The organism is Streptomyces sp. MUSC 14 (assembly GCF_001866675.1).
In the GTDB taxonomy this organism is placed as follows: Bacteria; Actinomycetota; Actinomycetes; order Streptomycetales; family Streptomycetaceae; genus Streptomyces.
The window spans coordinates 1-20563 of the sequence record NZ_MLYN01000034.1; the positions used below are offsets into that span (position 1 = coordinate 1).

General features: G+C 68.0%; 19 protein-coding genes and 1 pseudogene. 7 read left to right on the forward strand and 13 right to left on the reverse strand.

The annotated features are described in order from the left end of the window. A pseudogene (locus tag BIV25_RS21485) lies at positions 1 to 375 on the reverse strand (transposase); the annotation flags it as partial. A 30-nt stretch (positions 376 to 405) separates the two neighbouring features. Between BIV25_RS21485 and BIV25_RS21490 the strand changes: the two are divergent. After that, positions 406 to 993, forward strand: a complete 588-nt coding sequence (locus BIV25_RS21490; protein ID WP_143076681.1) for a hypothetical protein — start codon at positions 406 to 408, stop codon at positions 991 to 993. A gap of 490 nt (positions 994 to 1483) precedes the next feature. Here BIV25_RS21490 and BIV25_RS21495 read toward each other — a convergent pair whose 3' ends face one another. The 5 genes from BIV25_RS21495 to BIV25_RS53010 form a co-directional block, all read right to left on the reverse strand. Next, a complete protein-coding gene (locus BIV25_RS21495; protein ID WP_071374002.1) occupies positions 1484 to 2971 on the reverse strand; it encodes an NAD(P)/FAD-dependent oxidoreductase in 1488 nt (495 codons plus the stop codon). Positions 2972 to 2997: 26 nt separating this feature from the next. Next, a complete protein-coding gene (locus tag BIV25_RS21500) occupies positions 2998 to 4185 on the reverse strand; it encodes an MAB_1171c family putative transporter (protein ID WP_071374003.1) in 1188 nt (395 codons plus the stop codon). Positions 4186 to 4251: 66 nt separating this feature from the next. Further along, positions 4252 to 5433 carry an MAB_1171c family putative transporter gene (locus BIV25_RS21505; protein ID WP_071374004.1) on the reverse strand — a complete coding sequence of 394 codons (1182 nt, stop codon included), beginning with the start codon at positions 5431 to 5433 and terminating at the stop codon, positions 4252 to 4254. Then, a complete protein-coding gene (locus BIV25_RS21510) occupies positions 5430 to 5930 on the reverse strand; it encodes a toxin (RefSeq protein ID WP_071374084.1) in 501 nt (166 codons plus the stop codon). The genes BIV25_RS21505 and BIV25_RS21510 overlap by 4 nt, the downstream gene beginning before the upstream one ends. A 334-nt stretch (positions 5931 to 6264) precedes the next feature. After that, positions 6265 to 6564, reverse strand: coding sequence for a hypothetical protein (locus tag BIV25_RS53010; protein ID WP_071374005.1), 300 nt, complete (start codon positions 6562 to 6564; stop codon positions 6265 to 6267). 1599 nt (positions 6565 to 8163) lie between these two features. On the opposite strand from BIV25_RS53010, the gene BIV25_RS21520 reads away from it, so the two are divergent. Continuing rightward, positions 8164 to 8790, forward strand: coding sequence for a hypothetical protein (locus tag BIV25_RS21520; RefSeq protein WP_071374006.1), 627 nt, complete (start codon positions 8164 to 8166; stop codon positions 8788 to 8790). Positions 8791 to 9179: 389 nt separating this feature from the next. On the opposite strand, the gene BIV25_RS21525 is transcribed toward BIV25_RS21520, so the two are convergent. Then, positions 9180 to 9572: a hypothetical protein gene (locus BIV25_RS21525; RefSeq protein ID WP_071374007.1), complete on the reverse strand. Its 393-nt coding sequence runs from the start codon at positions 9570 to 9572 to the stop codon at positions 9180 to 9182. Between the two features lie 161 nt (positions 9573 to 9733). Between BIV25_RS21525 and BIV25_RS21530 the strand changes: the two genes are divergently transcribed. Further along, positions 9734 to 11176 (forward strand): NAD(P)/FAD-dependent oxidoreductase, encoded by a 1443-nt coding sequence (locus BIV25_RS21530; protein ID WP_071374008.1) that lies wholly within the window; start codon positions 9734 to 9736, stop codon positions 11174 to 11176. Positions 11177 to 11791: 615 nt separating this feature from the next. Here BIV25_RS21530 and BIV25_RS21535 read toward each other — a convergent pair. Then, positions 11792 to 12040 (reverse strand): hypothetical protein, encoded by a 249-nt coding sequence (locus tag BIV25_RS21535; protein WP_071374009.1) that lies wholly within the window; start codon positions 12038 to 12040, stop codon positions 11792 to 11794. 328 nt (positions 12041 to 12368) lie between these two features. Between BIV25_RS21535 and BIV25_RS51200 the strand changes: the two genes are divergently transcribed. Beyond that, positions 12369 to 12644: a ribosomal protein L7/L12 gene (locus BIV25_RS51200; protein ID WP_071374010.1), complete on the forward strand. Its 276-nt coding sequence runs from the start codon at positions 12369 to 12371 to the stop codon at positions 12642 to 12644. A 1054-nt stretch (positions 12645 to 13698) separates the two neighbouring features. Here BIV25_RS51200 and BIV25_RS53015 read toward each other — a convergent pair. Continuing rightward, positions 13699 to 13824, reverse strand: coding sequence for a hypothetical protein (locus BIV25_RS53015; protein WP_256255969.1), 126 nt, complete (start codon positions 13822 to 13824; stop codon positions 13699 to 13701). 188 nt (positions 13825 to 14012) lie between these two features. Then, positions 14013 to 14348 carry an STAS domain-containing protein gene (locus BIV25_RS21545; RefSeq protein WP_177235364.1) on the reverse strand — a complete coding sequence of 112 codons (336 nt, stop codon included), beginning with the start codon at positions 14346 to 14348 and terminating at the stop codon, positions 14013 to 14015. A gap of 524 nt (positions 14349 to 14872) precedes the next feature. Between BIV25_RS21545 and BIV25_RS21550 the strand changes: the two genes are divergently transcribed. After that, positions 14873 to 15235: a hypothetical protein gene (locus BIV25_RS21550; RefSeq protein WP_143076682.1), complete on the forward strand. Its 363-nt coding sequence runs from the start codon at positions 14873 to 14875 to the stop codon at positions 15233 to 15235. A gap of 25 nt (positions 15236 to 15260) precedes the next feature. On the opposite strand, the gene BIV25_RS21555 is transcribed toward BIV25_RS21550, so the two are convergent. The 3 genes from BIV25_RS21555 to BIV25_RS21565 form a co-directional block, all read right to left on the reverse strand. Further along, on the reverse strand, positions 15261 to 15527 hold the full coding sequence (locus BIV25_RS21555) for a hypothetical protein (protein WP_071374013.1): 267 nt from the start codon (positions 15525 to 15527) through the stop codon (positions 15261 to 15263). A 103-nt stretch (positions 15528 to 15630) separates the two neighbouring features. Beyond that, on the reverse strand, positions 15631 to 17349 hold the full coding sequence (locus BIV25_RS21560; protein WP_177235365.1) for an LCP family protein: 1719 nt from the start codon (positions 17347 to 17349) through the stop codon (positions 15631 to 15633). A 347-nt stretch (positions 17350 to 17696) separates the two neighbouring features. Beyond that, positions 17697 to 19229, reverse strand: coding sequence for an LCP family protein (locus tag BIV25_RS21565; RefSeq protein ID WP_071374014.1), 1533 nt, complete (start codon positions 19227 to 19229; stop codon positions 17697 to 17699). Positions 19230 to 19607: 378 nt separating this feature from the next. On the opposite strand from BIV25_RS21565, the gene BIV25_RS21570 reads away from it, so the two are divergent. After that, positions 19608 to 19970, forward strand: a complete 363-nt coding sequence (locus BIV25_RS21570; RefSeq protein WP_071374015.1) for a metalloregulator ArsR/SmtB family transcription factor — start codon at positions 19608 to 19610, stop codon at positions 19968 to 19970. 171 nt (positions 19971 to 20141) lie between these two features. Continuing rightward, positions 20142 to 20468, forward strand: a complete 327-nt coding sequence (locus BIV25_RS47335) for an undecaprenyl-diphosphate phosphatase (protein ID WP_071374016.1) — start codon at positions 20142 to 20144, stop codon at positions 20466 to 20468. Positions 20469 to 20563 lie beyond the last annotated feature (95 nt).

Sequence of the window (20563 nt, forward strand, 5' to 3'; positions counted from 1 at the left end):
CGACAGGATTCGGGCCTGTCAGGTCCCCCTTTTCAGGGCCCGCATGTTCACCGAGTCGATCGCGCAGCGGGACCAGTCCAGCCCACCGCGGGCACCGAGCTCATCGAGGACCAGGCGGTGGAGCTTGGCCCAGACCCTGACCCTCGTCCACTCGGCGAAGCGCCGGTGAGCCGTCGCTCCCGACGGCCCGAACGACGCGGACGGCAACTGCTGCCACGTGCAGCCCGACGTGGCCACGAACACGATCGCAGCCAGCACCTCCCGGTCGCCGTGCCGACACCGGCCACCTCCCTGCGGCCGGACAGGCGCTTCCGGCACCACCCCCTGGAACAGCTCCCACAACTCGTCCGGCACCAGCCGCTCAACGATTCCCACGCCAGCAGACCATCCAACAGGCCGAATGAGATGGCGTCTAAGACGTCGCGCAGCTTCGGTTCGGTGTGGGGTAGTTGCTCGTCGAAGAGGCCAGCCACGGGTGCCCTGGAGACGGGTGCGGAAGAAGGAGTCCCTGACGGGGTTGAGGCACAGGGTCTCCAGGACGGAGGCGGTCACATCGCGGTTGAACTCTTCGGGGTTGTGGTGGTGGTACCAGAGCATGTGGCCGAAGAGGTCGGCAGCCTGGACGGTGATGCTCTGCAGCAGGTCGGCTCCGACGATGTCGGTGCGGGCTGCATGGTTGAGGGCGGTGAAGCCCGGGTGTTGGTGGGGGAGGAAGCGGGGGATGTCGAGGTGGGCGTCGACGAGGCGGCCGGTGTGCTGCCACGTCCAGCGTCGGGCCTCGTGGTCGGCACGCAGAGCCCGGTTCTTGACGGTGTTGTTGATGTCGTCGATGCCCGGTCGCAGGGCGAGGAGGTCTTTGAAGGCCGGCGGGTGGCCGAAGAGGATACGGAAGGCGGCGTCGAGGGTGTGGGTGGTGATGTCGTGGTAGAGGTCGCGGGCGCCTGCCAGGCGGGACGAGCACCAGGGTGTGGTCGCGGGCGCGCCGGGTCATGACCGGGGCGACGGAGGAGATGACCGCGCGACGCGGCTACCACTGGGCGGGATGGTCGAGGGCGAACAGAAAGGTGAAGCTGCCGTATGACATGCGCGGGTGGGGGCGGTGGAGTGCCCGGCCGGGTTTTCGAGTTCGGTGCGCAGTGCAGCGGCGGTGTACAGGAGGTCGCGGCGCAGCAGTTGACGTTCGGTTCAGTGTCCAACGACGCCCAGCCGAACGGCCAACCCGATCACCACCCAGCTACAGGGCACCGTGATCTGCAGAAAGGGGATGTGACACAGGCGCTGAGTGAATCGAGCGCCGCTTCGATCATCCTTGGTCTGTACTGGCCAGAATCAATTGCGCCACGGCCATCTCGTATGCGGACGATGATGCCCCGCGCCCCTGGTCCGGAAGTTCCTCCAGGGACCGCTGTCGCGTCTCCCGCCCTCGGCAGGACATTCGCTCTGCCGGAACCGCTCCAGGGAGGGCATCGGCAGAGCGGGCGTACTACGCCGAGGGCTGCGGGCCTTGGCCGGTCTGCCCGGCACGGATGAGGCCGCGCAGGGTGTCGTGCTCAGCCGGCGTGAGCGGGGGACCGGACAGGGAAGGCAACGACGGACCGCTCAGCGCAGCGAGCAGCGGCCTGGGCTGTATCAGCCGCAGCGCACTGCTCCGCATGCTGGTCACGTCGAAGAGTGCTGACGCAGCCGAGTACGAGCCCGTCGCCGACCTGGTCAGCCGACGCGTGTACTGGGCGGCCAGACGGTCCGTAGTGGTGGGCCCGCCGCCGATCACGTTGGGGTACAGCACGTCGGAACTGACGGCGAGCGTCCAGGCAGCGTCGACCGACTTGGCGACCTCACGCTGTACACGGCGGGCAAGGCCTTGCGAACCCCAGCGATGCCGTACGGTCTTCGCCAACGCCTGGGCACCCAGGGCGGCGACGCTCATGCCCTGGCCGTAGAGCGGGTTGAACGTGGCGAGTGCGTCTCCGAGTACCACCAGGTTCTCCGGCCAGATGGCCGCCTTTTCCAGATAGCGTCGGGCATTGCTGGTGCTGTGGCTTGTGAAGACCTGCGTGAGCGGCTCGGCGCCGGCGATGAGCTGGCCCACGATCGGGTGCGGCAGGTCGAGCGCGTACTTCAGGAACGCATCCGGGCCCTTCGGCGGCTCGCCGCCCCGCGACCCGCCGAGACTGACCATCCATCGGTGGCCCTCGATCGGCACGATCATGCCGCTGCGGGCCGGTCCTCCGGTGAAGGGATTCGGCTGGATCATGGTCAGCGGCCATGTCTCGGCACCCTCGGGGATGCGGTACAGACGGGTGGAGTTGACCAGCCCGGAGTCCAGGGTCCGCTCCTGGATGTCCTTGACCCCGAGACTGCCGAGCCAGCTCACGATCCGCGATCCGCGGCCACTGGCGTCCACCACGAAGTCGGCGTACAGATCGGCTTCGCCACGGTCGGCGGAGAGCTGGAGCCCGTACTTGGCGGTGAAGTCGGCGTCGAACGGGGTGTCCGCGTCGACGGTGGCGATGCGCACGCCGTGGACGCGCTCAGAATCACCGAGGAGGTCGAGGGCCCTGGCCTGTCGGATCTCGATGTTGTTGAGTGACTTCAGCACGGCCGTGCGTATCGCCCAGTCCAGCAGGGCCCGGCTGCATGTGACGATGAGGGGATCTGCGTGACGCCACCGGTGGAACCATCCCTCTGACGAGAAGACGACCATGTCGCGGCAGAGGGATATCTCGTAGGCGCCTGAGGCGACGAGGTGCTTGCGCATGTCCATGCCGGGGATCAGCGTGTCCATGGCGTCCAGGCCGCCGGCCATCATGAGGTGTGCGTGCCTTCCCTGGGGTACTCCCTTGCGGTTCTCGGGCCCCTCAGGGAGGGCGTCGCGCTCCAGCACGACGACCTGGTCGACCACGGGTGCGAGAGCGGCCGCGGCCAGAATGCCAGCAGCTCCCGCGCCGATGACCACAGCAGTACGGGACATGGGACTCCTTGTGTCAGGGGTGGAAGTCATCGCCGCACCCTTGTGCGAGGCTTGGGCTCCTGGACGGCGGGCAGTTGCTCCAGCGCCTGGGCGAGCTGTACGAGTTCCCTCGTGCCGGAGGCGGTGGTGGCGAGGAGACGGTAGCGGTCCACCTCGACTGCCGTGCCCTGCGGGGGCGTGGAGGAGTCTGTGGAGCTTGCGTCTGCTGCGGCATCCACGACCATGGCGGCTTCGGAGACGGCGAGAGCTTCGCTGCGGGAGCTGCCGTGGTCGAGGGCGCGGACATAGACTCTCTTGCCCAGGTCCTGGTTGAAGGCGGGGGCCAGTTGCAGCAGGGCGTCGTGGATGGCGAGTTCGAGCACCTGCAGCCGGCCCTTGGGCAGCCGCCACCGCGACGGTGAGGGCTTGGGTACGGTGGACACGCCCTTCACCTGCTCCCACAGGGGCGCCAGGGCCCGGTAGTCCCTCATGCTCTGCCACTGGTCACGGGTTGTCGGAAGGAGCCGGGGCAACACGAATCCGGCACTGGTGATCAGAGCGCCGAGGGACACGGCCGGCGGGGCCACGGCGGTGGAAAGCCAGTCGAGATCGTGCCCGCTCCAGCGTGCCGCGACAGCGACGACTTTCGCGAGGACGAAACCGAAGGCGTCCAGTGTCAGGCCGATCATGATCAGCCGTAGTCCGGTCCGGAGCAGCCCGGTGACGGTGCGGGACCACCGCAGACTCAGCACGATCATGCTCACCGCGCACACCGCGTGCCCGACCAGGTAGAAGATGATCATCTCCCCGATGTACGGGGTACGGGCGTAGTACGTGTCGAGGTCCTGCAGACGCTCGACCGGCGTACTGCCCAGCTGGAACAGGGTGATGACGGCGACGATCAAGATGCTGTAGGCGATGACGATCCGGGTCACCATCACCCGGATCTGTTCCTGCGGGCCGCCGCGCCAGTGAATCAGCAGAATGAGCACCGAGGCGCTGTACGCGGAGATGAACGAGTACGTCAGCGGGGCACCGAAGTTCGGGACACCCGTCATCTCGTTGACCCTGGCGAGCGTCGCGGGGGCCGAGCACGTGAAGCAGACCGCTCCGAGAGCGGCAGAGATGCAGGTCGACACCGTGAGCGGGTTACGACGGGACACCCGGGGCCCAGGAAGCAGCAGCAGAGCCGCGACCGCAAGGCCGGCTGCCGCTACATACACAACGATGCTCATGCCTGCAGACTCCAATCAGGCCCGCGCGTGGGGGCGGGGGAAGGGCGCTCTTGCCGAGGGACGGAATCAGGCACGGCTCTTCGCAGCCGAGTCGCCGCGCGCCCGGAGCGGCATGACCCGCTCGGACGCGGCCAGGGCAGCTGAGATGCGGACCAAGGTGTGCAGCTCCATGTGGTGCGGATCCAGGAGAACGGGTTGTCCTGTCCACCCCGGCGTCGGCCGTCCGGCGTTCTCGCTGAGCGCCGCGGCCGCGATGGTCGTGGCCAGGGCAACGGTCTCTGCCGCTGGGCGATCGCCTGTGGCATCCAGCTCGCGCTCAAGCGTCTGCCCGTACAGGTCCCGGTTGAAGTAGTCCTGAAGGGCGGCCAGTCCGTTGTTGATGCTCGTCTGGCGCCAGGTCACCCATACTGACGGGGACAGCGGCCGGCGCAGCCGCAGAGCCCGGCGCTTGAGGAAGCCTTTCAGCAGCCGGTCCAGCGGCGCGAGCTGGCGGTACAGGCGCAGCTCGTGCCACCAGCGCGTCAGATGGTGTCCGAGGAACGGCAAGAGGACGGCCACGACCGTCAGGAAAGCGCCGAGCCCGGCGAAGCCGGGAGACAGCCGCGTCGAGAGGAAGTTCAGGTTGTTGCCGCTCCACAGGGCGATCACGGACGTGAGCTTGGTGATGCTGAAGCCGGCGCCCATCAGCGTGCCGATGGCGAGGGCCAACAGGCTGGCCTGCACCCATCCGTGGACCGTGCGGCCCATGGCCCAGCGCAGGGACCACAGGCAGGTGATGGAAACGGCGATGAGGTGGGCCACGAGATACAGCACGATCATCGCGCTGATGTACGGGGTGCGCGCATAGTAGGTGTCGAAGTCGGTCCGCCGCTCCACCGGGGTGGTACCGAGCGCGAAGAGCACACCGATCGCGGTGACGATGACGGCGTAGCTGATGATCCAGAGACGGGCAGTCCGTCGCCCGCGGGTGCCGTCCCGCCAGTAGACCACGAGCACCAGGGAGGACGCCCCGTATGCCGTGATGACGGCGTAGGTCAGAGGAGCGGCCAGATTCGGGATCCCGCTGATCCGGTTGACGGCACCCACGGTGGGCGGGGAGCCGAAGAGGAAGCACAGGCTTGCCAAGGCCAGAAGCGCGGTGATGGTGCGGAGGAAAGGGTCGCTCCTGTGGCCTATGAGGTCCCGGAGCTTAAGACCGAGACCGAGCCACAGCACACCGCAGCTCACAAAGTTGATCAGGGCCGTCATGGCTTGGTCCCCCGGTAGTTCAACGCGGCACCGATGCGGCCGGCCAAGTCATGGGTGCCGCCCTTGGCTGCGTACACAGAGTCCGGAGCCGCCTCCAGCCACGGCCGCAGACGCTGGACCACCAGCAGACCGAACGTTTCAGCCTCTTTCTCCGCAGCCTCGACGAAGTCGGTGCGGGTCGCAGCAACCAACGCGGACGGGGCGATTGCCTCGTCCTTGTGCATGTGCCACACCTCGTGACCGAAAATGACGAGCTTGTGCCAGGCGGCGGCGTGCTCCTCGATGATGATGTGGTCGGCGATGGTGCCGTCCTGGTCGGCCCGCTCCATCCACATGCCCGTTGCACGCAGCGCCGCCGGAAAGGCCTTCTGGTGCACGTGGACCCGGCGGCCACGCCACCGGTTGACGGACGTGATGAGCGCGTCCAGCAACTCGTCGGGGTCGGCCGGGACCGGAACGCGGATGGGGTCGATCAACGCGGTCGCCAGCCGGCGCATCTCCCTGTTCGTCCGCGCCTTTCCGACCAGGACGTTCACCAGTTGGTGCCTCTCTCCGTTAGTGCGCACACTTCTCCCCGCGAGTCTCATGGACGTCTGCCGTCGGGAGGAACCGCGGACGAGCCAGTTGCCGCACCAAGCACCGCCTGGCGGTCAACATGACCTCAATATGCCAAGGACGCCGACGTTTGGGCCACCATCCAGCGCTCCGCGTGCCCAGGGAGAAAACGGATGTACCACCGCAAGGGGATTCCAGTACCCAGATCGGCTGGCCGAAAAGAGCTGCTCGACATGGCAGGCGCTCGGATGCTTCGCGGGGCAACAGGCCGACGGCTCAGACGCCCTCCGCCGGCGGGCCGTCCTCGTTCGCCACGGCCGGTTCCGTGATCTCCATGGCCCACGCCGCCATGAAACTGATGGTCTTCGCAGCGGCGTCGGGAGAACGCAACGCCAGCCGACGCAACTCCGGCGGCAGCTGAGCCAACGGATCAGGCTGCGCCTCGAACTCCTTCAACTGGGGCTGGAGCGCCTCGTTCAGCGCTTCCGGCTCGTCGGCGGTCTTGAAGCCTGCCGGCAAATTGAAGAACCGTCGCAGCTGGCCGCCGCCGCGATGCTGGGCGCGCGCCGCTGTCACGCCACTTCCACATCGTCTGACGCGTGACCCCACCGGTGATCTGCCCCAGCGCCTCCAGGGCGCCTTCCGTCCTTCCTGCGCCGCGTCTCCCACAGGACGGACATCCGCTGACGCACGCGGTCGTTGACCGATGTCTCCTGGACCCGGCCATGCCAGCGAGGCGCTCAAGCGTGTCTGCCAGTTGGGCGTAGGCGTCTGCTGCCACCGAGTTGCTCCAAGGGCCGGAGTGAATGTTCGCGCTGGGGATCCCGTCGAGCGCATCCGCTCCCCGAAACATCAAGCCAGAATGTAACTACCTTTGCTCATAGTGGAAGGGGTAGTTGACGTTCTAGGTCGCGCGGTAGTAGGAACGCTGGCCAACGTGATCACTTCCCACCGGCAGGGAAGTCCGTAGTCAACCGCCTTGAGTGCTCCGGCCGTTTGGAGATTTGGGTACGCGCACGCCAGCGGTGCGGGATGCGCAATGGGTGACTGAAAGCGACTTCACCCAGGCGGATTTGGCCGAATTTCATCGCCTGATGACGGAGCTCATCACCACGTGGCGGTCGTGGACCAGCATGCACCACAAGGTCTGTGCACAGCCACGTGCCTGACTCCTCGCGCACAGGCGCCATGTGCGGGACAGCCATGACGCCCCAGGGCTGAGCTGCTCAGACCGCGCCAATCAAACATCGCCTTGTCGTGACCCCCGTCGACGGTGTGTAGACATGGGGTAACAGGCCGGTAGGGCGTACACACTTCAGGAGCTCCATGCCTGCATAAATGACTCGCGGGGCAAGCCTGCTCGCGGCGCCCCGCGGTGGCGCCCCGCACGGTGTGTCCAGCCACGCAGCTCATCCGCCGCATCCACATCACCGCCGTCCGAGTGTCCAGCTCGCACGGCGAAGTCCGGTTCAAAAAAGCCGAGAAGCACCGCCCGTGCCGGGGCGGATTACTTCTCCTTGCGTAAAACCGACCCACTGCCGTGGGCCCACCCGCCGGTCCAGGAACCTGCTTGACAGCCGAACCCGGCGCACCCACATCAGCGGATGTCCGCGAACCGCTCATTCATCCTGCTTCGTGACCGCGTTGCTCAGGACATCAGCACGACTGCATCCCGCCGCACCCGCGCGCTGACTTCCTGCGCGCTTCCAACTGGGCCATTAGCGCTGGTCTCCACCGGAGAGCCGACGACACCACGCTGCGCGTCGCCCAGGATCTCGCCGCCCGCCTGAACACCGACGGGCACGTTGCCTACTGCCGCGATGCCATGTTCAAACGCCCGGGCATCAGTCGGCGCACCCCGAGCGGCACATCACCGAGTTGCGCGAACTGGGGCTCCTCGTCGGGGTCACGAGGTGGTGACTGGGTCACGCGTCCAGGAACGCGCAGGTGCAGCGTCGGCATCGTGCTGTGCGTCCACGAGAAGCGTGGCCTGAAACCGACGGCGCGTACGTATCTGCACGCTGCACCAGGTCGGGGCATCCCGGAGTTCTGGCCGAACGGTCCGGCATCGATCGCCAATCTGGCGCTAAACGATCGTTGATACCCGAGAGTTGGACCGGTTAAGGTGCCGTGCACACGCCAATCTGATCGCCTGTGCATCCCTGGGAGCACGCCGTGGATCCCGTCCCGCCTCTTCCGGTGACGCTTGAGCGCCTCGAGGCGCTCATCCAAGAGCGAGGCCTGAAGCGCTCGGAGCTGTTCAACCCCAAGGAACTGGCGGGCAGGACGGCCCTGCCGGAAGCCGTGGTCCGCTCGCTGCTCGAAGGTGGCGAAGCGCCGGACGACGCCGTCAACGACCGGGTTCGCACCCGCATCAAGGCCCTGGCGGACACCTACCTGACGCAGACCGGCAAGCGCATGTCGGACCTCGCCGTCAGCATCTCCCAACAGTTGGGGGTCTCCGCGTTCTGGGCGCGGCAGGTGTGTTCCGGAGAGAAGGTTCCCAGCATCGAACTCCTGCATGGCCTGGTGGGCTACTTCGGGATCAGGTCAGGCGAGGCGTTCTTCACCGCTCCAGCCTCCGAGGCTCTCAACCGCGAACTGCTGCCTGTTCTTGCCGTGCTGCAGTCGGCACCAGACAGCCCGGAAGGCGTAACTGATCCTCTGTTCGCAGCACTGTCGCGGTACGACGACGTTCGCGGCATCGCCCTGCGGCGGGCGCACGACCTGCCACCGGAACGGTGGAACGTGCTCACAGCAACGCTGAACGCCTTGCTGGAACTCGACGACGAAGAGCACTGACGGACACGGGATCGCGAGCGATGCGGAAGCTCCGTGCCGAACTCGTCGGAAATCTTCAGCCGGCGGCCGGGGACGAGGACGTCGTCATGTCCATAGTCCAATCCCTCAGTCAGGTACGCGGCCGACCGGTCCGACTGCGCAAAGCGGCGAGCGGGTTATGGGTGGACCGCACCGGCCACGACCTGATCGTCCACGAGGAGAACACCGACCCGGAGCACCAACTCGTGATCATCGGCCACGAGGCGTGGCACATGTTCCAGGGCCATGGCAGGAGCGGCGCCGGCCACGGCGCTGCGGCATCACGCACGGGGGCCCGGGCCCGAAGGCGCACTGGCGGAACTCGTGGCCCTTGTGTCCGCGGCGGCCGACACCGATGTGTCTCCCGACGCTCACACCTCGACTTCATCGACGAAGTCTCGGTGCCGTTTGCCGCTCCCGTCGCTGTTCTCGGCGCCATCGGTTTCGCTCTTCCGCTCGCCGGCCCGCGCGTGGCAGAGACCGATCGGGTCGTACAGCAGTTGCGGCAGCTCACTCCATTGTGGCGGGCCCTCCAGCACGTGCCCACCCCCGGGCGCGATCCGCGCGGCACTGCCCTGGTGGCGCACGCCGCCGGCCGTGCTCCTCACAGGGCGCAAACGCAAACGGCCCTGTACGAAGCCATCCTCGCGCTGACCCCTTCCGGTGACCCTGCCGTCCGGGAGTTCGCCTACCAAGCGGCACTGCGCAACGGCGACGACGAGCCTTGCGCCGCGGGTCACCGCCGACGCAGCCGTGATCCTCATCGCACGCGACCAGCAACAGACCGACCCCGGACAGGTGCACGACCCGCCGCACACACCGACTCGACGCGTGCAGGACCTGGTTCCCCTGTCCCCGGCGCTCGCCTCGCCCGTATTGCCGAAACTCCTGAACCAACTCGGTACCCCAACGAAAGCAGGCCATCATGATTGAGGTCTCGCGCCGCGGCCCCGCCCGGGTAGTCGTCCTCGGAGGCAGCATGGCCGGCATGCTCGCCGCGGCCGCCGTCAAGGATCACGTCGACACCGTCGAGATCATCGAGGCACACGAGCTGCCCGAAGGACCCGGGCCGCGCACCGGTGTCCCGCAGGCTGCTCACATTCACCTGCTGCAGACGGGCGGCGCCGAGGCGATGGAGACCCTTCTGCCCGGCAGCATCGACCTCTTGCTGGTCGCAGGTGCGCACCGCATCCCTGTCACCACCAACATGGTCATCTGCTCCCCCGAGGGTTGGTACCGCCGCTGGCGGCGCGCCACCCACTACGTCATTTCCGCCAGCCGGGACCTGACCGACTTCATCATCCGCGAGCAGGTACTCAAAGACCCCCAGGTCGCCGTGCGCACGCACACCAGGGCCGTCGGGCTGATCGGCGACCACCGCACCGTGACAGGGGTACGCGTCCGCGCCGCCGACGGTACGGAGGACGAACTGAGCGCCGACCTGGTCATCGACGCCTCCGGACGATCCACCCGCACACCCCAGTGGCTCACCCAGCTCGGCATCACCGGCCTGGCACAGGACGAAATCGACTCCGGGCTCGTCTACGCCAGCCGGACCTACCGCGCTCCCGTACCCACCCACAACTGGCCCGTGATCGGCGTGCAGGCCGACCCGCGACTGCCCGGGCCAGGCAACGCAGGCGGCCTCCTCCCGATCGAAGGCGACCGCTGGCACGTCAGCCTGATGGGTGCCCCCGGCAGGCAACCCACCCGGGACCCGGAGGACTTCGAACCCTTCGCCCGCTCCCTGCGCCACCCCCTCATAGCCGACCTCCTGGCACGCGCCGAACCGCTCACCGACGTCAGAGTCACCCGCAGCACCGCCAACCGGCGCTACTACTACGAACGGCTCACCCACTGGCCCGAGGGCCTCATCGCACTGGGCGACTCGACCGCAGCCTTCAACCCCGTGTACGGGCACGGCATATCGGTGGCGGCGCAAGGCGCCGTCGCCCTGCGAGACCTGCTCTCCAACGGCCACACGACGGGACTCGCCCGCCGCGCCCAGCGCGCCATCGCCCGCCACGTCGACAGCGCGTGGGCTCTCGCCACAGGACAGGACATCCACTTCGACACCACGAAGGGCAAGAACCCGACCATCGCCGACCGCCTCCTGCACCGCTACGTCAGTCGCCTGTCACACACCGCAACAGGTTCCTTTCACGCCGCCACGGCCCTGACCGACGTGCTCGCCCTTCAGGCATCGCCCACCACACTCGTCAAACCCAGCGTGCTGCTGACAGCCCTCCTCGGTCCCCTCCGCACGCCTCTTGACCGCCCCCAGTTCACACCGGCCGAGCGCGACCTGCTGAACAGCCTGAACAGGCCTGACGAACTCCCGGGACATGGCGCCTCCTCATGGACCTGACGAACCGCGTTGGGCTCTGGCTCCGAACGACACCCGTGATCTCAGCTTCCCGGCTGTCAGATGGAACGGGCTCTCCCAGTTGATCGACGAAGGTCCGCTGGGCCACCATCCGCCGTTGCTTCTCTCTGCTCAGTGGCCGGCGTTGATCTCGCGGCTCACCGCCCGGCCGGTTCGAGGAGAGGGACGGGACCGTTCGCATCCACAGCGGCGCGGTCCCGGTCGAGCTTCCCGCGCTCGGCGCCGGACTGGCTCCCGGGCAGATGGAGATTTACGGCTGCCTGGCCGTACGCCGATCGGATCTAGACCTGGCGATGAACCGGTGCGTCAGGGGCGGACGGTCCTGAAACAGAGCAGTCAGCAACGAACGGGCATGATTCTGCTTGTGATGTTGTCGGGTTCTTGTGGTTGCGTACGGCGCGTGCAAGTGCGTGGTGCGGCGTCGGGTTCTGGGGTGCTGGAGGACCCCGCCCAAAACCTTGATCTCCGCCCGGGAAAGCACATTCTCAGCGCGCCGGGCTTGTAAGGGCGTGTCCCGGCCGGCCGCCGGGTACACCACCGGCTCCGGATCACGGGAGGTGGTGTCGAGTGCGCCGTGGTCGTCGCGCAGCCGGGCGCTCAGCCACAGGTTTCGCCGTTGGCCAGGTTCGAGCCGAAAAACCGGGTGGCGATGGAGGCGAGTGGTGGAAGCGGGCCACCCTCACTCGCGTGTTTGAAGGTGTGCGCCAGGCACGTGAGCACAGGTTGTACCGGTCCATGGGGCTTCCAGCAGTCGTTCGTGGACAGGGGCCGGTTCTGCGAGCGGGCCAGGGCGAAGGCGACGAGCATCGTGCGCTTGTCCTCGAACCGGAAGTAGTCGACGATCAACCGCCTTTCCAGACGTCGGCGATGCAGGCAAGGCTTTCGGGCACTTCTGGCTTTCCTTCGTTACGCGGAGCTGGTGGTGCGCAGCGTAGGTCTTGTGCTGTGCCCCACCGGTGGTCAGCAGCCGGTCAGGGTTCCGGGACGGGGCAGGTTGCGGTCGCCTTGGAGGCGTCGCAGTGGGCGAACTGGGGGAGTCCGCCCGGTCCGGGTCCTTGTCCAGCAGTCGGTACTTGCCCGAGAAGCCCCCGCTGTAGGCGCCGCCCATCGAGGTGGAGTTGATCCAGCCCGACATGGACGAGCGCCCGCAGACTTCCTTCCAGGTCGGAGCGGCTTGACGGATGTCGCCGTACAGGTGGTGCTCCTTGACGACGGCCCGAGCCTTCTGGAGGTCGCGAAGGTGTTCCGCCTCATGACGGGCCTGGGGCTGTGGCACGCCAAGCAGACCGTCACCGCCGCGCCGCTAGTCCTGTTGTTCGAACGGCTCAAAGAGGCTGCCGCACGCGAGCGGGCCGGGTACCTGCGCGCGGCCGGTGCCTCAGCCACGGTTGCAGCCGTGGACTACAAGGGGTCGCGCCTGACCAGCTCGCCGCCGGGACCGAGGGCGTAGGTGCTCGGGGAGAGCATCCACCGGAGGACCCACGGACTCGGCACCCGCGAGCGCGGGCACCGCGCCGCGTAACGGAGTGCCCCCCCCGCGCGTGTATTTCTTGGGTCCTGGGCTCAAAGGCAGTGCCCGGCCTTGATGTTGTACGAGGCCGGGCACCAGGTGCTTCTCGTGCTCCCGGGATGACGACGTCAGCGCCGGTCAGCGCGTCCAGTAATGCAGGCGTGCCCACAGCCCTCGCAGCGGCCCGCCACGGCACAGCGTCCGGCGGCCGCGTCCGGCCCTCATCCCGGACATCGGGCTGCCAGGCTTGGGCGTCGATGAGACCGCTGTTGGTCAGCGCGTCGCGCAACATCGTGGCCTCTGGCACATCGGCGCCACTGGCCTTGAGTAGATCGGCGGCGTGTCGGCGCACCTCGATGTCCGCCCAGGCGCCCAGGCCTGGGCGGGCGACCAACTCGGGACACTTGAGCGGGGCGTCCGCGGACGCTGCGGTGAGCTCCAGCCAGGAGGCGGCCAGTGCGGGCATCGCGCGAAGGCCCCCGTACCAGCTCGGCTTCCCGCGGGCAGTGAGGCATCCAGGCCGGTGCGCCACACCGCCTCGGCGGTCGCGATGTACCGGTCGGCCGCATCTGGGTGAACATGCGTGAGCAGCCCGGCGATGCGGGAGGAGACCCGGCCGACGGCAGCTGTGCCGGAGGGGCCGGTAGCGACCCGGGCAGGAAGTCCTGTAGCGGTCCGAGGCGCTGTGGGTCCGCCAACAGCGTGATTGCAATGTGGGTGGACGCCTCCGACGGGCGGCCCGTGCTGAGGGCGTCGACCAGTTCGTACCGGTCCACCCCTGCTCCCGCTCCGGCGCATCCGGCGCCGGAGCCCACGGCGCGGCGAAGGTTTCTCACGACGTTCTGGTCGCTGCCGGGTTCGAGGTGGAGTTCGTCGGCGATGTCGGAGGCGAGGAGTCTGGCGGGATGTGCGGCCCGGGTGGGACCGGGACTCAGGGGTCCCGTGGCGTTCGCTCGCTCCTCTCGGAGTGAGCAGTCTCCACCGCGACGGGCTTTCACTTGCGGTAACCGCGCAAGAGCAGCCAGGCGGTTGTTCCGATACCCACCACCACGACGAGGATGACAATACGGAGTCCTCCGCCGGCCAGGAGCGGAGCGGCCAGGTCGTAGGGCTGGCTCATCGCATACACCGAGACCTTTCAGGTTTGGGGCGTCCTTCTACGCTTCGCGTGCGCCGAGAGTACTCCGGTCCGGGGTGTGCTCCGTCACCAGGCCGAGTCCTCGGACGATGCGGCATTCCTCTGTCGGTTAAGCCGGCCCCTCCGTGGCTTCCGGAACCTGGCAGGAGCTGTCAGGAGGTCCACCGGCATCACCCGACGTCCGGCATGGCCCCTTCGTGGATGTCGAGCAGATGGGTCACACCCAGCCGGTCGAACGCGCTGCGCGCCTCGGAGCTCGTATGGGTGACGACCAACCTGATGCCGTGTTGCTGCGCGGGGCGAAGCACGGGGAGGAAGGCCCTGGCCCCGTTGCTGTCGAGGAAGGTGACCCGCTGGAGGTCGATCTCCAGAGTGCGGACAGCCGGGCGGAGGGCATTGCGCAGCTCGTCGGCTACACGGTCGGCGTTCTCGGAGGTGATCTCTCCAGCGAGCCGGACGACGGCGTAGGCCGGGTTGTGGACGGCGTGGGGTGCGCGTCGACGCACGAGGCGCAGCACGCGACGGCGGGCAGCCTCTCGAAACCCCTGGGTGTTGTGTGGCTCGGGGGACGGGGATTCCGGCATCGCGGCTCCAGATCAACGGCAGTGGACGCCCCCAGTCCTTTAACAGTTGCGCAATCGGGGAACTATTAAACGCCCACTCTTCGACTGGAACGTGGATGTGGTCGATCCGCGGAGGCTGTGGACAGTGACGTTGTGACACGCGGGGGACAACAGGCGCTGGGGCCTGGGTCTTCTGGCGCAGAGATCGAGGTGACGTTCGGGCGGGTCCTGGACAAGGCCCTGAACTCGCCGGAAATCCTGGACGCGCTGGAGCAGTCCGGTCGGGTTCTCAACCGCGAGCAGATACGTACTCGGCGCTCCGGGCACGCCACGAGATCGCCGGCGCTGCGGCCGTCAAATATCGCGCTTTCGTCGGAGCCCGGGCAGTGGCGGTTGCGAGGAGTGGGCAGGAGGGCGCCGGTGGTGCCGAGGGAGCCGGGACGCCGGGCAGCGGAGGGTTGCTCCGGGTGCTGGCGGCGCTTGTGTCCAGCCTGGCGGCCGTCTCGGCGGCCGTCTTCCTCCTGACCGGGTGCGGTCTGCGAGCCTTCAGGGGGCGCCTCTACGTCAGCGACGGACTGATCACTGCCGGACTGATCGCCGCAGCTGTCACCGCCGGTGGTTTGATCGGGTACTTCGTCTCCGTGCTTGTCGCGGCGGCGCGCAATCGAACGGGCGGTCAGGGGGATGCACTGGACGGGTCGGACTCTGAGGTGACACCGGTGCGGGGCGAGCGGGAACTGGCCCTGCTGGAGCGTGGTGCCATGCCCTTCCTGCTGGCGTGCTTGGAGGAAGCGGGCGACGCGTACCAAGGGGGGAACCCCGCTCTCTGATCCGGTCCGCCGTCCGACAGGCGGTCTACGTGCCGCTCTGGACCCGGGCGATGATCCGGTCCGGGTCGAACAGGACCCATCGCGCAGTCGCCACGCCAGACAGCCGCAGCCGGCAGGCGGTGACGCCGTCGGGGCCCGTCCACCATCCGGTGGCGGACCCCGGCCACGGCCACCCGGCCTCGTCGTGCACCTCGACGGGCTGATAGGCGTCCTGCACCTCGTCCTCCGGCGGCAGTGGACATCCCTGCGCCAGTTCGTCGAGCACGCCTTCCGCGGCGGTCGTCTCCCGCATGGCCAGGCCCCTCCCCATCACCTCTGCCTACAGTTCCATTATTGCGCAAGTGGCGATGTTTTCGCTAAGGGTGGCGATATGAACACTCGGCGTGATGCGTGGTTCAGGAATCGGAGTCGGGCTGGTCGCGGGCGGCCGCGTATGCCTGGGCGGGGGTCATGCTGATGCCGTTGAGGGAGACCGTCCTGTAGGGGCTGACCTGGGCGCAGCCCTTGGACTGGTCCGCCGTCTGGGCATGGGCGTCGGAGACCGCGGCGTGGGTGTCGGCGGGGGCGGGGGATGAGGCGCCGCTGCCGCTGGTGCTGGGATAGCTGGTGCCGCTGGGCCAGTCGCCGCCGATGACCAGGGTCAGGCCGCTGCCGTTGCCCTGCTTGAGGTGCGAGGAGGGCAGGCCCAGGGCACCGGCCACTGCCTGGGCTTCGGGTTTCTGCCCGGCGCCGTAGGTGAGAGTGGTGGTGGCTGCGCTGGTGGGAGCGTTGGCCGTGGTGGTGCCCTGACTGAAGGCCTTGCCGGTCAGAGCGGTGGCCACCTGGGAGGCTCGACCGCTGACGGTGGTGCCGTTCTCGACGGTCACGGTGATCCGGGAGGGATCAACGGTTTGGGCGGTGGCAGTGGCGGAGGCCGCTGCGGATTTCTTACCCGAATCGGTGGTCAGCGACTGGTCGTTGGCGATGCTCGCGAACAGCGACTTCGCTCCGGCGCCCGGTACGACGCGGTCCTTGTTGTTGGGGTCCGGGGCGGTCTGCATGGTGGTGAAGGTGATCCGGTGGGAGGGGACCTTGTTCAGGTCGGAGGCGAGGCCGACCAGTTTGCTGATGCTGCCGAGGCCGTCGTCGACGGTGAGCGCCTTGGTGGCCGCGTCGGCGAGGTCGTAGACCTTGGTGGGGTCGGTCAGCGTGCCGGCGCTCTTGAACTTGCGGATCATCGCGCCGAGGAAGAGGTGCTGGGAGACGGTGCGGCCGAGGTCGCTGCCGTCGCCGAAGCCGTGCCGGGAGCGGACGAACTCCAGGGCCCCGACGCCCTTGAGGGTGTGGGTGCCCTTGGACAGTTTCAGGTGCGAGTAGGTGTCGTAGACGTTGTCGCTGACGCACACGTCCACGCCGCCCACCGCGTCGGACATGCTGACCACGCCGGAGAAGTCGAGTTTGACGAAGTGATCGATCGGGATGCCGGTGAGCTGGTGGATGGTGGCCACCTGGCAGGCCGGTCCGTACGAGAGGGCACTGTTGATCTGTCCGTAGTAGCCGGGCGTGGACTGCTTCGACGCGGGGTCGGAGCAGGCCGGGACGTTGGCCATGGTGTCGCGGGGGACGCTCATCACGGTGGCGTTGGAGCGGTCGGCAGCTATGTGCACGACCATCTCCACGTCCGCGTTCCCGTTGCCGGACTGCACACCGGTCTGCGAACAGCCGCCGCCCAGCTTGCAGTCGGCCGCGCTGGTGCGCCCGTCCGAGCCGATCACCAGGAGGTTGATGGGGGTGCGGCCGAAGGCGTCGGCCTTCTCGCTGCCGCCCTTCCCGTCGAGCGCGATGCTGTTGATGTTGCCGTTCAGGTGCTCGTAGAACCACCATCCCGCGCCGGCCGTCACCAGGACCAGGAAGGCCACGCACGCCCCGGCGATCCGCAGTGCCCGCCTGCCCCGGCTCGTCGGCCGGACGCGGCGCCGCGAGTTCCCACGGCCGGAGGACCGGGACGCGGCCCGTGCCGCCGCCCGGCCACCTGGTGCACGCCCGTCGGCAGGCTGGTCCGTGCGCTGGCGGGGCACCTGGGCGGTTCGTCGGCGTGTGGCTCGGCCGGCAGAGCCGTCCCGCAGGTCACTCATCTACCACTCCCACGAATGATCAGCCCAGTAGACCCTCAGGTGGTGGCCAGTGCTCTGCGGCCGGTCCGTCGGGTGAAGTGGGGCGGCACTTCAATTGCGTGGTTGCGCAATCTAGCAAACAAAGTGCCGCTGCTCATCCGCCCGGTCTCGATTCACAGGCGGCAGGCCCCTGTGTAGGTGCATGGTCACGTTCTGTCGTCGTGGCGGTCGGTCGCTACGGCTCTTGGCCCGATCACTGGGGCAACGTGCGGCGCGGCGTCGAGGGTTCCGCCTCGTCCATGCCCTGGACGTGAGGTTCGGCTCGGATGCCTGGCCGTCACCCTCTCGTGCCGTTCGGCTTCTCTCGCTCATCCGTACGAAAGGTCGGAGCAGGGGGCGTCATCGGCGGAGCGGGTGTCCGGGGTCACCGGTGTGTGTGGGGGTGCGGCAGGGAAGGCGGAGGAGGCGTAGTCCTTTCCCAGGACCACGGTGATGCCTCGCCCGGTGACGGGCTGGAGCTGTGCTCCGGGGAAGAGCAGGGCGACCTGCTCGGCCTGGAACCTGAGGGGCGAGGTGTACCGGATGAGTGTGGCGGTCTGATCCCGGCGGGTGACGCTGCCGGTGCCGGCGACGGTGAAGCCGTGGCGGGTCAGCATCCGCGCCGCGGTGGCAGCGAGTCCGCCGGTGCGGGTGGCGTTGTGGACCGCCAGGGTGATCCCGTGCCCCGAGACTGTGGGCCCAGTGCTCGGCGCCTCGGTGGCTGCTCGACCCTCGGCTCCGGTGAGACCGGCCTTCTCGGCGCCGATGGGGCGGTCGGCCTTCAGTGCTGCCCACAACTCGTCGGCGTCCGGATGGACAAGAGCGACACGGTCGCTGTGGTAGCGCCAGGGGACGGTGACGAACTTGGTGTGGTGAAGGTCGATGTCTTTCAGCGACATGGTGAAGGAGATCAGCTTGTCCGCCGTTCCCAGACCGGAGTCGACGATCAGCGACTTGGTGGCGGCCTCGGCCAAAGGCAGCAGGTTGGCGGGAGTGAGCCCGACGCTCTTCACCTTCTTGACCAGGCCGGCGACGAACGCCTGCTGCCGTTTGATGCGTCCGATGTCGGAGCCGTCCCCGATGCCGTGTCGGATCCGCACGTAGTCCAGGGCTTGCTTCCCGGAAAGGGTCTGTTCGCCCTTGTGCAGGAGGAGGCGGCCACGGGTGTGCCGACCCGGGCTGAGGTCCTTCTGGTAGACGTCCTGCGGTACGCACACGGGCACCCCGCCGACCGCCTCGGTCATCTGCGCGAAGCCCTTGAAATCGACGACGACCGTGTGGTCGACGCGCAGGCCGGTGAGCTGTTCGACGGTGTTCTGGGTGCAGGCGGGGTTGCCCCTGACGGTCTGGCCGATCGAATAGGCCGCGTTGAACATGGCGTTGGTGCGGGCTTGCGTCCAGGATCCGTCCGGGAGTCGGCAGGGCGGGATCGTGACGAGCGCATCACGCGGGATCGACACCGCGAGGGCGTTCCGGTGGTTGGCGTAGACGTGCAGGAGGAACGCGGTGTCGGAGCGGCCGATGTCGTTCCTGCTTCCGCCGCCCAGCGCGTTGTTGCCGCCGACACGGCCGTCGGAGCCGATGACGAGGACGTTCTCCCCTCTGCCCGTCGCTCTGGGGCGGTTGCTGGAGAGGCCCGCACCGTCGAAGGTGCCGATGTTCCCGGTCAGGGTCAGGTAGATCCAGCCGAACCCCGCTGTGGTCAGGGCCAGCAGGGAGAAGCCGATCACCGCCAGTCTCCGAAGCTGGCCGCGCCTGCCCCTGTGTACGCCGCTCCGTGGGCGCCTGCGGTGCGACGGCGGAGGCACGGTTACACGTTCGCCGGGCTTCCGCCGAGTCGGCTCCTGGTGGCTGATGGGCATGCGAGAGCCCTCCTGGACCGGTTACTTGGAAGAGTCGTGTGCGGAGGGTATTGCTCATCCCGGCCGGAAGTTCACCATTTGCGCAATATAGCAATCAATGGGTGCAGTAGGTCGCTTTCGTGAGTGCGGTGATCACTGCCAGACAGCCCCCTGTGACGGCGCGCCCGCCCGGGCGTCGTATCCACGACGTGCTCCTTCGACCCCGGCCAAGACCTTGGCCAAGACCTTGGCGTGTCGCAGGTGACCTCGTCCCGTCAACCACTATGACGAGGACTGACCCCGCTCCGCCTGCTGCCGCAAGGGTTCGGTCGGCCAATGGGCGCCTACACTGGGTGCGCGCGTGTGCGGTGACTGTGACGAGACGGACGGGTGAGGACAGTGGCGCAGATCGTCGACGGCTTCGAGGATCTGCCCGTCGAGGTGCTCGCGGAGGCAGCCGCCACTTTCGGGCTGCTGGCCTCGACGCCGAGGCTGTACCTCATGTGGGCGCTGTCCCTGGGAGAGAGCGACGTGAGCCGGCTCGCCGACCGAGTGGGCGGTGCGCTGCCCGCCGTGAGCCAGCACCTGTCGAAACTGAAGCTCGCGGGTCTCGTCCGCTCCCGACGCGAGGGCCGGCGGCAGATCTACCACATCGACGACCCCGGCGTCGTACTCGTCGTCCAGTTGATGGTCGGACAGCTCGCCCAGCGCGCCGGGGAATCGCCCGCGCCGGTCCGGAAGTTGCACGGAACCAGCGCCTAGGCCCGCCCGGACTCGGAGAGAGGCCCGAGATGGCGGTTCCTGATGTTGGCCTTTCCCGTGCGTAGTGGCTACGGCCTGCCAGAGCTGCTGTGAGCAGTGCCTGCGGCGCCGGCCTCGCATGTACTTCGAGTCAAAGGCCAGTCAGTGTGTGTTCTGACGTATCCGGAAGCCGTGGGCGTAGGCCTGCTCCAAGGGGTCACCGAGTTGTTCCCCGTCTCCAGCCTGGGGCACAGCAGCATCCTGATCCCCGCTCTGCTGGGCGGACACCGGAAGCACGACCTGGGCGTCTCCGTGCGCGGGCTGGGCACGTCGATCAGCTCACGGCGGATCGGGACGGTGGACCAGCGGCTCGCCTGGCTGATCGTCACCGCCGGCATTCCGGTCGCCGTGGCCGGTGTGGTCCTGGACCAGGTGTTCCGCACCACGCTCGGCAAACCCGTTCCGACCGCGATCTTCCTGGCCTCAACGGCATCGTCCTCTTCGTCACCGAGCAGCTGAAGCGCGGCGGCACGGGACGCAGGCGCGCCGGTGCCTCCTCCACGGCGGAGGAAGCGCACCTGAGCGTCGACGAGTTGTCGGGACCAGCGGATCAC

Coding starts and splice junctions, on each gene's coding strand:
- BIV25_RS21530 (WP_071374008.1), top strand. CDS start 9,734: ATGATTGAGGTCTCGCGCCGCGGCCCCGCCCGGGTAGTCGTCCTCGGA.
- BIV25_RS53015 (WP_256255969.1), bottom strand. CDS start 13,824: ATGAGCCAGCCCTACGACCTGGCCGCTCCGCTCCTGGCCGGCGGAGGA.
- BIV25_RS21495 (WP_071374002.1), bottom strand. CDS start 2,971: ATGTCCCGTACTGCTGTGGTCATCGGCGCGGGAGCTGCTGGCATTCTG.
- BIV25_RS21525 (WP_071374007.1), bottom strand. CDS start 9,572: ATGAGGATCACGGCTGCGTCGGCGGTGACCCGCGGCGCAAGGCTCGTC.
- BIV25_RS21555 (WP_071374013.1), bottom strand. CDS start 15,527: ATGCGGGAGACGACCGCCGCGGAAGGCGTGCTCGACGAACTGGCGCAG.
- BIV25_RS21510 (WP_071374084.1), bottom strand. CDS start 5,930: ATGCGCCGGCTGGCGACCGCGTTGATCGACCCCATCCGCGTTCCGGTC.
- BIV25_RS21490 (WP_143076681.1), top strand. CDS start 406: ATGGCGTCTAAGACGTCGCGCAGCTTCGGTTCGGTGTGGGGTAGTTGC.
- BIV25_RS21505 (WP_071374004.1), bottom strand. CDS start 5,433: ATGACGGCCCTGATCAACTTTGTGAGCTGCGGTGTGCTGTGGCTCGGT.
- BIV25_RS21565 (WP_071374014.1), bottom strand. CDS start 19,229: ATGCCCATCAGCCACCAGGAGCCGACTCGGCGGAAGCCCGGCGAACGT.
- BIV25_RS21560 (WP_177235365.1), bottom strand. CDS start 17,349: ATGAGTGACCTGCGGGACGGCTCTGCCGGCCGAGCCACACGCCGACGA.
- BIV25_RS21500 (WP_071374003.1), bottom strand. CDS start 4,185: ATGAGCATCGTTGTGTATGTAGCGGCAGCCGGCCTTGCGGTCGCGGCT.